13 protein-coding genes are annotated in these 12,663 nt (G+C 36.0%); 10 read left to right on the top strand and 3 right to left on the bottom strand.

The features are described from left to right. Positions 1–20 precede the first annotated feature (20 nt). A complete protein-coding gene (locus BK137_RS13830; protein ID WP_038178944.1) occupies positions 21–776 on the top strand; it encodes an SDR family NAD(P)-dependent oxidoreductase in 756 nt (251 codons plus the stop codon). Between the two features lie 27 nt (positions 777–803). Continuing rightward, positions 804–1,238 carry a MarR family winged helix-turn-helix transcriptional regulator gene (locus tag BK137_RS13835; RefSeq protein ID WP_038178946.1) on the top strand — a complete coding sequence of 145 codons (435 nt, stop codon included), beginning with the start codon at positions 804–806 and terminating at the stop codon, positions 1,236–1,238. 26 nt (positions 1,239–1,264) lie between these two features. Here BK137_RS13835 and BK137_RS13840 read toward each other — a convergent pair whose 3' ends face one another. Beyond that, positions 1,265–2,683, bottom strand: a complete 1,419-nt coding sequence (locus tag BK137_RS13840; protein ID WP_038178948.1) for a cryptochrome/photolyase family protein — start codon at positions 2,681–2,683, stop codon at positions 1,265–1,267. A gap of 51 nt (positions 2,684–2,734) precedes the next feature. Between BK137_RS13840 and BK137_RS13845 the strand changes: the two genes are divergently transcribed. Continuing rightward, positions 2,735–3,184, top strand: a complete 450-nt coding sequence (locus BK137_RS13845; protein WP_143691055.1) for a hypothetical protein — start codon at positions 2,735–2,737, stop codon at positions 3,182–3,184. Positions 3,185–3,190: 6 nt separating this feature from the next. Here BK137_RS13845 and BK137_RS13850 read toward each other — a convergent pair whose 3' ends face one another. Continuing rightward, a complete protein-coding gene (locus BK137_RS13850; protein ID WP_038178950.1) occupies positions 3,191–3,811 on the bottom strand; it encodes a TetR/AcrR family transcriptional regulator in 621 nt (206 codons plus the stop codon). A 118-nt stretch (positions 3,812–3,929) separates the two neighbouring features. On the opposite strand from BK137_RS13850, the gene BK137_RS13855 reads away from it, so the two are divergent. The 7 genes from BK137_RS13855 to BK137_RS13885 all read left to right on the top strand — a co-directional run bounded on the left by BK137_RS13855 (position 3,930) and on the right by BK137_RS13885 (position 11,769). Further along, the gene (locus BK137_RS13855) at positions 3,930–6,143 is read left to right on the top strand and encodes an MMPL family transporter (protein WP_038178952.1); all 2,214 of its coding nucleotides are present in this window, start codon (positions 3,930–3,932) and stop codon (positions 6,141–6,143) included. 330 nt (positions 6,144–6,473) lie between these two features. Continuing rightward, entirely contained in the window at positions 6,474–7,682 is a 1,209-nt protein-coding gene (locus tag BK137_RS13860) for an ABC transporter substrate-binding protein (RefSeq protein WP_038178954.1), read from the top strand. An 86-nt stretch (positions 7,683–7,768) separates the two neighbouring features. Further along, positions 7,769–8,644 (top strand): branched-chain amino acid ABC transporter permease, encoded by an 876-nt coding sequence (locus tag BK137_RS13865; RefSeq protein WP_038178956.1) that lies wholly within the window; start codon positions 7,769–7,771, stop codon positions 8,642–8,644. A gap of 13 nt (positions 8,645–8,657) precedes the next feature. Next, complete coding sequence (locus tag BK137_RS13870) at positions 8,658–9,608, top strand: branched-chain amino acid ABC transporter permease (RefSeq protein ID WP_038178958.1); 951 nt, start codon at positions 8,658–8,660, stop codon at positions 9,606–9,608. Further along, a complete protein-coding gene (locus BK137_RS13875; protein ID WP_038178960.1) occupies positions 9,598–10,377 on the top strand; it encodes an ABC transporter ATP-binding protein in 780 nt (259 codons plus the stop codon). The genes BK137_RS13870 and BK137_RS13875 overlap by 11 nt, the downstream gene beginning before the upstream one ends. A gap of 1 nt (position 10,378) precedes the next feature. Continuing rightward, positions 10,379–11,086, top strand: coding sequence for an ABC transporter ATP-binding protein (locus BK137_RS13880; protein ID WP_038178962.1), 708 nt, complete (start codon positions 10,379–10,381; stop codon positions 11,084–11,086). A gap of 200 nt (positions 11,087–11,286) precedes the next feature. Further along, the gene (locus tag BK137_RS13885) at positions 11,287–11,769 is read left to right on the top strand and encodes a hypothetical protein (RefSeq protein ID WP_038178964.1); all 483 of its coding nucleotides are present in this window, start codon (positions 11,287–11,289) and stop codon (positions 11,767–11,769) included. 145 nt (positions 11,770–11,914) lie between these two features. Here the strand turns inward: BK137_RS13885 and BK137_RS13890 are convergent, their stop codons facing one another. Next, entirely contained in the window at positions 11,915–12,634 is a 720-nt protein-coding gene (locus BK137_RS13890; protein ID WP_038178965.1) for a DUF6904 family protein, read from the bottom strand. Positions 12,635–12,663 lie beyond the last annotated feature (29 nt).

Below are 12,663 nucleotides of genomic sequence, written 5' to 3' on the forward strand. Positions count from 1 at the left end.
AATAAAAGGAGTTGTGATTAATGGGGAAGTTAGATGAAAAAGTGGTAATTATCACCGGTGGAGCTGGCGGTATCGGTGGCGGTATGGCAAAAGCAATGGTTAAAGAAGGCGCAATCGTTGCAATCGTTGATTTAAATGAAGAAGCTGGAGAAGCAATGGCAAAAGAATTACAAGAAATTTCTCCAAAATCAACATTTATCCAAGCTAACCTTATGGATCGTGATAATTTAGGCAATATCGTGAAGACAGTCGCTGATAAATATGGTAAAATTGATGTCTTAGTAAACAATGCTCATGCATCAAAACAAGTATCAATTGAGGAAACAACTCAAGCAGATCTTGATCTATCATTTGGTACAGGTTTCTACGCAACATTCTATTTAATGCAAGCCGCACTTCCATACTTGAAGGAAACAAAAGGAAATGTTATTAACTTTGCTTCAGGTGCTGGTTTAGCTGGACATGAAACGCAAGGTGTATATGCGGCAGCTAAAGAAGCAATTCGTGGTATTACACGTGTAGCTGCTAACGAATGGGGCCGTTTCGGTATCAACGTTAACATAATTGGACCGCTTGCAAATTCACAAGGTGTAGAAGCTTGGGCAAAAGCACAACCAGAATATTATGAAGCAGTTAAAAACAAAATTCCTTTGGGACGTTTTGGTGATGTTGAAAATGATATCGGTCGCGTAGCAGTATTCTTAGCTTCTGAGGATTCTCAATATATTACTGGTCAAACAATTATGGCTGACGGTGGATCAATAATGCTTAGATAAGTTTTTCTGCAATCAGGGGAGGACAAATTGAGAGACACGAATATTTTTAAACTTATACATGCAGTTGAATTAGTAAACAATGCTAATATCATTCGATTTTCACAAATGTTTCCACATAATATAGGCATATCACCTATATTAGCTCTGAGTGAGTTAAAGATAAACGGACCACAAAAGCAGACTGTTTTAGCAGATAAGCTCGGCTATACGCCAGGTGCTATGACGAATATTGCAACAAAGTTAGTAAAAAATGGCTTTGCAGAACGTCAATATAATGCTAATGACCGTCGTCATGTTTTATTAGCTATTACAGAAATGGGAAGTAAGGTGTTAATTGATGCCCAGTCAAAGGGACATGATTTAGCATTGGAACTTTTCAGCGTATTAAGTGAGGAAGAGGTCGATCAATATTTGGCCATCCAAAATAAATTGTTGAAAAATGTAGCAAAAGAAGAGTTATAATAAAAAGCTTAGTTCTCTCATGGGAACTAAGCTTTTTTTATGAGATTATAAGCTTGTAACGCACGTTTTCTTGCGAAATCATGTTCAACAATAGGGTAAGGATAGTCATTACCTAATTCTACTTGTGCTAATGCTAGTATTTCTTGTGAGGCTTCCCACGGTTTATGAATGAATTTTTTGGACAAATGCTTCAATTCGGGTATCCATTGACGAATGTAATCGCCATTTGGATCAAAACGTTGGCCTTGCGCGACTGGGTTAAAGATACGGAAATAGGGAGCTGAGTCAATGCCACAGCCAGTTGTCCATTGCCAGCCCATAGCATTATTGGCGACATCAAAATCGATTAGCTTTTGCGCGAACCATTTAGATCCCTCTGTCCAGGGAACTAGTAAATGTTTAACCAAGAATGAAGCAACTACCATTCGTACTCGATTATGCATATAGCCTGTAGCTTGCAATTCCCTCATACCAGCATCCACTAGTGGATAACCAGTTTGTCCTAGCTTCCATTTGTTGAAATCACTTGATGTACCTTCCCATGAAAAAGTGTTAAATGCTTCTCTCAATGGCTTTATTGGCATAGTAGGGAAGTGGATTAGCTGGTCATATGCAAAATCACGCCAAACCAGTTGTCTTAAAAACATTTCAGTAGATGGATCTTGTATTTCGTGAGATTGAATAGAATGCCAAATCGATTTCACACTAATATTCCCCCAAACTAAATAAGGGGATAACAGTGATGTAGCCTGTGTGCTAGGGAAATCTTTATAGCGTTCATATTTATTAAGTCCATATTCTAGAAACTCTGTCCAATGACTAATCGCTGCTTGTTCCCCAATTTTCCAATGTAGATCTAGCCTAGGTTCTATGCTGTTAGGTGATAATAATTGTAATTCATGTATTTCTAATGATTCAGGTAATGTTTCTAAAGTAGAAGTCATCTTTGGAATGGCATAAGGAGTGGGTACATGTTCTTGCATAGTTCTCTTCCAGTAAGAAGTGAATACTTTATATGGTTCATGGCTTTTATTTAAAATGGTGCATTGCTGATAGAGAAGATTACCTGGAAATGATTGTACTTCAATTTTAGACTTAGAAAGTTGTATTTCAATCTCAAATAAGGATTGCACCATGAAAGGTTCGTAACATCTATTATAAAAAACCGCATCAGCAGATGTTTCTTTTATAAGCTGCAATAACTCTTTTTGGATATTTCCTTTACGTATAATAAGAGGTATTCCTTTTGTTGCTAAATCTTGTTTCAGGGATATTAATGATTGATGAAGTGACCATTTTGCAGCAATACTATCAGTATATTCGAATTCTTGCTCAGAAGGCCAAATAAAAACAGGTATTATATATCCTTGTTGAGCAGCTTCAAAAAGTGCACCATGATCGTGGATTCTTAAATCTTTTCTGAACCAAACGATTATTTTTTTCATAGTAATACCTCCATTTATAGTCCAGTAAACATTTAGGGAAGGGTGATGGTAGTGAGAAAAAAGGATTTCGTTATAAAAAGTATTATTGCAGGTACTATCGCAGGTCTTTTCCTAGGATACCTCTTTAAATATGTTGAAGTCACTTACAATATACGAGTGTACACATTGTTGTTAAATGTTGATTTTATGCCCATCTTTGGAAATTATCACTATCCGGAAACTGTGGAATTTCTATTGCATCTACTTATTTCCATTGGGTTATCGATTGTTATGGTATACATAATTTACATTAAAAAATATATAAAAAGACATCAATTAATTGTAGTGATTTTAGTATCAATATTCATCGCCTTAGTGTATTTCCCAATGACGGTACTTTCTAATAGAACACCAGCCATTACCTCGGTTGAGGCATTAGTTGTGTGGATAGTGGGTCACCTTTTATTTGGTATAGTATCAGCAAGTCTTTATTTAATATTGTTCAAAAACAAAAAGATTTAGGCGTTTTTATTGAACACCTAAACCTCTAAGATAAAAATCAACAATTTGTTTTGTCGCTTCATCAATGGAAGAGAATATGGATTGGGATTGTGCATCTCGATAATTACCTACGTTTAATAAAGACATGAATGAATGTGTGGCGAATTTAGGGTCGAACTTTGGAATTTCACCTTTGTTCATAGCTTCTATTAATACATTTTCCACTGCTTCATACATTTGCTCTTCAGATTCTTTCATCATTTGTAGCTGTTGATCAGATAAATGCGTTTTGGCGTCTCGCATAAAGCTTCCCATATCCACATCAATTGTTGCTGATAGCTGAATTTTAACAAGCTGATATAATCTTGCTTTTAAAGGCGCATCTGTTGCTAAAATTTGCGAAATTCTTAAAGCGATTCGCTGCATCATATGCACCATAGCATCTGTAAATAACTCTGCTTTCGTAGAGTAATAATAATAAACAGTCGCTTTTGTAATATTACATTCTTTGGCGACATCATCCATGGAAACAATCTTATAGCCGTGTTGAATAAATAATTTTGTTGCTGTATCTAAAATAATCATTTTTGTTGGTTTTGTCGTTTGATTTTGACGAGGTCTCCCAAGGCTACGTGATTTCTGCCTCACTTGAACTCCTCCTACTTGGTTATTTTATATATATTATATCATATTAAGTGAAACCACTTGAAAAATTAACTAACCAGTATATATAATAAAAACAAATGTATTAGGAAGGTGGTAAAGCGTGAAAAAACATCCATTAGAAGCATGGGGTGAATTAGTTGGAGGAAAGAAGTCACGTTGGATTGCACTTATAACGTGGGTATTGCTCGTAACAGTTTTATCATTCATGTGGCCACAAGTAAACAGCATTGATAATGATTCAGCTGAAAATGTCCCAGCTGATGCAATGTCTCAACAAGCTGCTAAGTTAATCGATCAGGAGTTTTCCGATGACTCGGGTAATCCATTATTAGTTGTATGGCATAGAGGTGGGAAATTATCGAAAGATGACTATACAGCTATTCAAAATGTATATAAGAAATTAGCTGATAACCCATTAGAGCAACAAACAGTATTACCACCATTAGGGAATTTACCACCTCAAGCTTTAGCTGCAAGTGCATCTGAAAATGGTACAACAATTGTAACGCCTATTTTCTTTGATAAAGATGCTATTACAGATGACCTTGAAAAAAGCACAGATGAATTTAAAAAACTTGTAAAAGAAGAATTAGGGAAAGACCCGTTCACTGCAAAGTTAAGTAGCGATGAATTACAGCTACGTCTATCAGGACCAGTTGGAATTCAAATAGATGCAGTTAGTTTGTTCTCTTCAGCAGATATTAAACTAATGATTGCCACAGTATTACTTGTTTTAGTTCTACTTATTTTGTTATACAGATCACCGCTACTAGCAATCATTCCACTTATTATCGTTGGATTTGCTTACGGGATTATTAGTCCTTCATTAGGTTTTTTTGCTGAGCAAGGATGGATTAGTAAGGATGCCCAGGCAGTATCAATTATGACTGTTCTACTCTTCGGGGCAGGAACCGATTATTGTTTATTTTTAATATCAAAATATCGTGAAATATTACTAGATGAAGAAGATAAGTACAAAGCGATGAAACTTGCTATTAGAGATTCAGGTGGCGCCATTGCTATGAGTGCTTTGACAGTTGTTATTGGTCTAGGAACGCTTGGACTCGCACATTATGGTTCTTTCCAAAGATTCGCAGTACCATTTAGTTTTGCAATATTAGTTATGGGAATTGCAGCGCTAACCTTATTACCCGCATTGCTAGTCTTATTTGGACGTATAGCATTTTATCCGTTTGTGCCACGTACAGTGGATATGGAAAAAGCTAGAGCTAAGAAAAAAAATAAACCTTATAAAGAACCGAAGCTACAGCATAAATTTAGCCGCAAAGTGGGTCATTTAGTAACACATAGGCCCTGGCTTGTTATTACGGCAACTGTAATTTTACTTGGAGGCTTAGCAGCTTTCGTGCCACGAGTACAATTTACTTTCGATATTCTTTCTTCATTCCCCGAAGAGATGGAATCAAGAGAAGGATTTAAGCTTATTTCAGACAACTTTTCTCCTGGAGAACTCGCTCCTGTGAAGATAATTGTTGATACAAAAGGTAAAGATGTAAATTTACAAAAAAATCTTGCTAAATTAGATTATATAGACGGCGTAAATGATGTACGTCAAGGCAGTAATAATAAAGATATTCAGTTGTATGAGTTAACACTTTCTGATAATCCATATTCCGCTGAATCATTAGAGCATATTCCTGATTTGAAGAAGGAAGTTAATTCGTTATTAAAAGAAGCTGATATAGAGAATGCCACAAATAGTTTTTGGATTGGTGGAGAAACTGCCACTCAATATGATACAAAAACGACGATTGCCCGAGATGAATCAGTTATTATGCCAACAATGATTGCTATCATAGCATTACTATTATTAGTGTATTTGCGCTCAATTACAGCAACTGTTTATCTATTAGGTACTGTTGTTCTTTCATTTTTAGGTGCATTGGGTGCAGGATGGCTAGTGTTGCATTATGGTTTTGGAGCAGATGCAATACAGGGATCCATCCCACTGTATTCGTTCGTATTTTTAGTAGCATTAGGTGAAGATTATAATATTTTCATGGTGTCAGAGATATGGAAGAAACGACGGACTCAAAGCCATAAGGATGCAGTGGCTGACGGTGTTGTTCATACAAGTAGTGTCATTACATCCGCAGGGCTAATTTTAGCTGGAACATTTGCTGTATTGGCAACATTGCCAATTCAGGTACTTGTACAATTTGGTGTTGTGACTGCAATTGGTATTTTGTTAGATACTTTTATTGTTCGTCCATTATTAGTACCAGCATTAACAACTGTTTCTGGTCGCTTCGCATTTTGGCCAGGGAAATTATCGAAAAAAGAAAATAACTAATTTTAATAAAGAAACCTCGAGGGATATTATATTTCTCGAGGTTTCTTTATGAGTATAAAATGACATAAATATACTATTTGAAAAGGATAATAGTATATAAATAGTATAAAATAATAATATCAACATAATATATAAGAATATTTTAAATAAACTGAAAAATAATATAGACGGAATTGTAAGAATGTTTTAATATATTGAATGTACTTTGAAACCTGTAAAAAACTGATAATCCATTAAAAATTATTTTACTGTATTGCTTATAGTAACCTAATTGTTTATAATTATCAGAAATATCTAAAAATATAGTATTATACTTAAAGGGGGATTCATATGATATCAAAAAACAAACTTAAAAGATTTGCTTCAGTATTCCTAGCTTCTTCATTAATCATAGGTGTTTTAGCAGGTTGTGGTGAAAAAGATGGTGCAACTAGTGGAGGTAGCGGAGGTGGTAAAGACAGTGACGTTATTAAAATTGGTATGAACTTAGAGCTATCAGGTGGCGTAGCATCTTACGGTTCAGGTGTTGCAGCAGGGGCTGAATTAGCAATTGATGAGATTAATAAAGCAGGCGGTATTGATGGTAAACAAATTAAGACCGTTAAAATTGATAACAAATCAGATGCAGCTGAAGCAACATCAGCAGCGATTAAATTAGCAACTCAAGAAAAGGTAGTAGCACAAATTGGTTCCGCAACATCAGGTAATACAGTAGCGGCTGTACAAATTGCAGAGAAAAACAAAATGCCAATCATTGGACCATCTGCTACATCTACAACTGTTACAGTAAACGAGGATGGCTCTGTCAATGATTATGCATTCCGTACTTGTTTCATTGATCCCTTCCAAGGGCAAATTGCGGCAAATTATGCAACAAAAGATTTAAAGCTTAAGAACGTAGCAATTTATGCTGATAGCTCTAGTGATTATGCAAAGGGCTTAGCTAAATCATTTAAAGAAACAGTTGAAGCTAATGGCGGTAAAGTAGTAGCTGAAGAAGCGTATATAGCTAAAGATACAGATTTCAAATCTATATTAACGCGTTTAAAATCAAAGAAACCAGAATTCATTTATATCCCTGGTTACTATGAAGAGGTTGGCTTAATTGTGAAACAAGCTCGTGAAGCAGGTATTGATGTACCTCTTATGGGTGGAGACGGTTGGGATTCACCAAAAATGGTTGAATTAGCTGGTAAAGATGCATTAAACAACACATTCTTTACAAACCATTATTCTTCTGAAGATCCAGATGAAAAGATTCAAAAGTTCGTATCAGCATTTAAAGATGCAAATAAAGATAAAGCACCAGATGCATTTAACGCTCTTGGTTATGACACAGTTTATTGGTTAAAAGATGCAATTGAACGTGCAGGATCAACAGATGGTGAAGCAGTTCAAAAAGAGTTAGCGGCAACAAAAGATTTGCCATTAGTAACGGGTACATTCTCAGTTGATGAAAATCATCATCCAGTGAAAACAGCAACAGTTCTTGAATTTAAAGACGGTAAACAAGTGTTCAACTCTAAAGTTAATCCTTAATGATTTTCTAACCGAAAGGGGAGGCACAGACCTCCCTTTTCGCGTTTTAAATTGCCCGATGCGGGTTTAAAAGGAGTGAGATTTTAATGGAATGGGTGCAACAACTAGTAAATGGTATTTCACTCGGTAGTATTTATGCATTAATCGCATTAGGTTATACGATGGTTTACGGTATTATCAAGCTAATTAACTTTGCGCACGGTGATGTATTCATGATCGGTGCATTTATCGGGTTTTATGCAATATCAGGATGGGGCTTAGGTTTTTTCCCGGCGTTGCTTTTAGCGATGGTAGTGTGTGCGATTTTTGGAGTACTCATTGAGCGGATTGCATATAAAAGACTTCGTAATGCTACGAGAATAGCGGCATTAATCACAGCAATCGGTGTGTCATTGTTAATCGAATACAGTGTAATTTATTTCCGCGGAGCTCAACCAGAAGCGTATCCAGATGTCTTATCAAAAAGTACATTCAATTTTTTGGGAGCTCAAATTAGTGCTCAGTCAATTATGATTTTGTCAGTCTCATTAAGTTTAATGATCATACTACAATTTATTGTACATAAAACGAAAATTGGCAAGGCGATGCGTGCAGTATCACATGATGTAGAGGCAGCCCGATTAATGGGTATCAATGTGGATAATACAATTTCTGCTACCTTTGCTATTGGCTCAGCATTAGCTGGAGCCGCAGGTGTAATTTTCGGTGTATATTATACAAAAATTGACCCATTAATGGGGGTTATTCCAGGAGTTAAAGCTTTCGTAGCTGCAGTGCTTGGTGGAATTGGTATTATCCCTGGTGCAATGGCCGGTGGTATGGTACTAGGAGTTGTAGAGTCAATTGTTAGTGCTCTTGGTTTCTCTTTATGGCGGGATGCTGCGGCATTTGTAATCTTAATTTTAATTCTAATCTTTAGACCGTCGGGTATCTTTGGTAAAAACACCCGTGAGAAAGTGTAGGTGAGTGGTACTTATGAAAAAGTCTAAAGTATTTTGGCTATATACAATTATTGCTCTTGTCGTTTACGCGATTGTTCAATTCATGATTACTAGCGAACAACTGGATATGTATTACTCAAATTTATTAATTACGATTGCCATCAATATCACTTTGGCTGTAAGTTTACATCTTGTCATTGGGATTACGGGACAATTCTCGATTGGTCATGCAGGATTCTTAGCGGTAGGTGCTTACATTTCAGCGATTTGTACGATGAATTTAGGGCTACCATTCCCAGTTGCACTATTTATTGGTGCAGTTGTAGCGGCACTTGCAGGATTAATTGTAGGTATTCCATCTTTACGCTTAAAAGGTGATTATTTAGCAATTGCGACTCTCGGTTTTGCCGAAATTATCCGAATTATTTTCTTAAACACGGATTATGTTGGTGGCGCAGCAGGTATGCAGATTACACAAATGACTACATGGACTTATGCATTCTTTGGTGTTTTTATTACAGTCATTATTATTGCGAACTTTACAAAATCTAGGCATGGCCGAGCTTGTATAGCTGTTCGTGAAGATGAGATTGCAGCAGATGCTATGGGGATTAACACAACCTATTATAAAGTTGTTGCCTTTGCGTTAGGTTCATTCTTTGCGGGCCTTGCAGGTGGTTTGTTCTCACATAACTTCTATATCATTCAACCTTCGCAATTCGGCTTTTTAAAATCTTTTGATATTTTGATTTACGTTGTATTAGGTGGTTTAGGGAGTATGTCAGGTGCAATTATTGCAGCGATACTTTTGACAGTTGTCTCAATGTATCTAACGGAATTCCCAGAAACGCGTATGATTATTTATAGTTTAGTATTAATTATCGTAATGCTTTATCGTCCATCAGGTTTGATGGGGACAAAAGAAATAACAGACTATTTTAGATTCGGGAAGCGTTCTAAAGGAGGTAATATAGATGACCAATAACCTTCTTCTAAAAGTAGAAAATGTCGGCATTCAATTCGGTGGATTAAAGGCCGTGCAAGGTTTGAATCTAGAGCTATTTCAAGGCGAATTAATCGGTTTAATTGGTCCTAATGGTGCCGGTAAAACCACGAGCTTCAATATGCTAACGGGTGTTTATAAACCTACTGAAGGTGAAATTTTATTTGATGGCAAGCGAACAAATAATATGTCACCGCACCAAGTAACAAAAAGTGGCGTCAGTCGTACATTCCAAAACATCCGTCTATTTAAAGAATTATCTGTATTAGATAATGTTAAAGTAGCAAATCATTCGTTAGCAAAGCACTCCATATTCAGTTCAGTATTTCGTTTGCCTAGCTTTTTTTCTGGAGAAGCCAAAATGGAAGAGATATCGATTGAATTCTTGAAAATATTTGGTCTAGATAAATACAAAGACGAATTAGCAAAAAACTTACCGTATGGAATGCAGCGTCGACTTGAAATTGCACGTGCACTAGCTGCAGGTCCAAAACTACTGCTTCTTGATGAACCTGCAGCAGGTATGAATCCACAAGAAACAAAAGACTTGATGGAGTTAATTGCATTAATTCGAAAGAGATTCGATTTAACTATCTTATTAATTGAGCATGATATGGGATTGGTAATGGGCATTTGCGAACGAATTTATGTATTGGATCATGGTCAATTAATCGCGGATGGTATTCCCGAAGAAATTCGCAACAATCCAAAGGTTATTGAAGCTTACCTTGGTGAGGAGGTTACAGAATAATATGCTTAAAGTAAATGACATCAATGTATATTATGGCAATATTCAAGCATTAAAAGGCGTCTCCTTGGAGGTAAATGAAGGTGAAATCGTAACATTAATCGGTGCAAATGGCGCGGGTAAAAGTACGCTATTAAAAACATTATCAGGATTGTTAAAACCTAAGCAGGGAACAATTGAGTATTTAGGTTCTTCTATTGCAGGGAAGCAAGCACAGTCTATTGTTAAAGCAGGTATTTCACATGTTCCTGAGGGACGTCGTGTATTTGCAAATATGACAGTTGAGGAAAACCTGGAGTTAGGTGCCTATTTACGTAAAGATAAAGGAGGCATAGCAAAGGATTTACAACGGGTTTTTGAGCTATTCCCTCGTTTGCTAGAACGTCGTAAACAACAGTCAGGTACTTTATCTGGCGGTGAGCAACAAATGCTCGCAATGGGTCGTGCAATTATGGCAAAACCAAAGTTATTATTGCTTGATGAGCCATCTATGGGGCTTGCGCCTCTTATGGTAAAAACGATTTTTAGTATTGTAAAAGAAATAAATAAAGAAGGCACTACAATACTACTTGTGGAACAAAATGCACATATGGCATTATCTGTTGCTGACCGAGCTTATGTTATTGAGACTGGGCGAGTAGTGTTATCCGGAACAGCAAAAGAACTGAAGGAAACTGAGCAAGTTAAAGCCGCATATCTAGGTGGGTTGTAAAAAATATGTCTCAACTTTAATTTATAAAAAAATAGAAACACCTTCGGAACCAGTATGTAAACAATACGTACAACTAATCGAAGGTGTTTTTATGTAATGTAAAAATATAAAATTTATAGGGTCTTATTGCAGGTCTATACGTTAGCAAAATCTATAAACCATAATGTGATAAATAGCTATTAAGTCTGGAGTGAATACTAATGATTAAGATAACCATATTGGATAATGACGACTCATTTATAGATATCCATGATGGAGAAGTGCACTGGTCGAATCTATTTGAATTTAATGCTATTCTCACGTTTGCTTATGGTGATAATGGTAAGTGTGAATTCGAAACAATGCACCATTTTATGTTAATAGAAAGTATGTGCGAAGGAATCCTAAATTTATTATTACAACAGAAGCAATCCAGCTATTCTGATTTCGGGAAGACTTGTGATAATAAGTTAGCTTTTAAAATCAACAATCATGATGTAAATATTACTGTTCATCCCTTAAAGGGTGAAAATACTTTAGCTAAAACAACTCCAAAAGTTTTAGCACTAGATTTTTTAAGAGTGTTAAAAAATCTAAAAAAATTATATTTATCCTATAGAATGGATGATTTGTGTGATGAGGAGTTGAAAGCACTTGATGATTATTTCTATTCCATCTCAAAAGCGTTGAATAAAATAAGCTAATGAATAAGGCTACTATTGAATTTAGTAGCCTTACGTACTTCCTAAACAAGCTAAGTGCCCAGCGCTTTGATTGTTGGGGACTGGAAAATGAATCATTACAATAGTACATTTCTGTCTGTGCAATTTGCGCCTTCCATACGTTATATTACCATTTAATTTCTTTAGGGTATTTTAAGGGTAGCTTCATTTTATGAATGGGGATTTTGGTAATCCTGGATGTTTCTAGTAATTGTTTTTTTAATGCGAGGTATTCAGTGTCTTCAAATGCAATTTTATAAGCAAACGTTAATAAATTTGATTGCCTTTCTTCTGGCGTCATCTCAATGAACTTCAGGTTTAAGAGATCTATATATTGAACAGCATATTCTGCTATAGATGTTTGATGGACTTGAAGCATATTAATGAAAAGCTTGAAATCACTGGGGTTCATTGAATCCTTCAGACAGTCGATTACATTGGCTTGGAATTTCCGAACTGTAGCCATATGTAGATTCCACTCATGACAATTGTTATGTTCTTGCTGTAATCGGAATAATTCATTTAGAACGATTGTTGTGAAAAGTAATTCTGGCCACAATACTTCAACGGATAGATATACATTTTGTTCAGGAACAATGACATTCTGTGACTTTATAATGTCTTTTTGCATACCATTTTTAACGAAATCGATATTATGCTTACCTTGAGCAGCAAGCCTTATATCGTAGCAGACACCTAAAATCCTAATGCAAACGCCTTCATAGGAGGATTGTAGATCATCAAGAGTCGTGATGTGGTGCAGTGCATGGACAAGCTCTTCGAAGTCCCAAAAGTCGCCACTAATGCAGGCACCAGTCAAATTTTCTGTACTCTTGATTGAAATCATTGTCTAGCCCTCCCACATATCTATCATTT

The sequence above is a fragment of the Viridibacillus arenosi genome (assembly GCF_001955655.1).
Lineage (GTDB): Bacteria > Bacillota > Bacilli > Bacillales_A > Planococcaceae > Viridibacillus > Viridibacillus arenosi.

Excerpts from the sequence above, each read along its gene's own strand:
- BK137_RS13830 (WP_038178944.1), top strand. The coding sequence starts at position 21 with ATGGGGAAGTTAGATGAAAAAGTGGTAATTATCACCGGTGGAGCTGGC.
- BK137_RS13840 (WP_038178948.1), bottom strand. The coding sequence starts at position 2,683 with ATGAAAAAAATAATCGTTTGGTTCAGAAAAGATTTAAGAATCCACGAT.
- BK137_RS13860 (WP_038178954.1), top strand. The coding sequence starts at position 6,474 with ATGATATCAAAAAACAAACTTAAAAGATTTGCTTCAGTATTCCTAGCT.
- BK137_RS13865 (WP_038178956.1), top strand. The coding sequence starts at position 7,769 with ATGGAATGGGTGCAACAACTAGTAAATGGTATTTCACTCGGTAGTATT.
- BK137_RS13870 (WP_038178958.1), top strand. The coding sequence starts at position 8,658 with ATGAAAAAGTCTAAAGTATTTTGGCTATATACAATTATTGCTCTTGTC.
- BK137_RS13875 (WP_038178960.1), top strand. The coding sequence starts at position 9,598 with ATGACCAATAACCTTCTTCTAAAAGTAGAAAATGTCGGCATTCAATTC.
- BK137_RS13880 (WP_038178962.1), top strand. The coding sequence starts at position 10,379 with ATGCTTAAAGTAAATGACATCAATGTATATTATGGCAATATTCAAGCA.
- BK137_RS13885 (WP_038178964.1), top strand. The coding sequence starts at position 11,287 with ATGATTAAGATAACCATATTGGATAATGACGACTCATTTATAGATATC.
- BK137_RS13890 (WP_038178965.1), bottom strand. The coding sequence starts at position 12,634 with ATGATTTCAATCAAGAGTACAGAAAATTTGACTGGTGCCTGCATTAGT.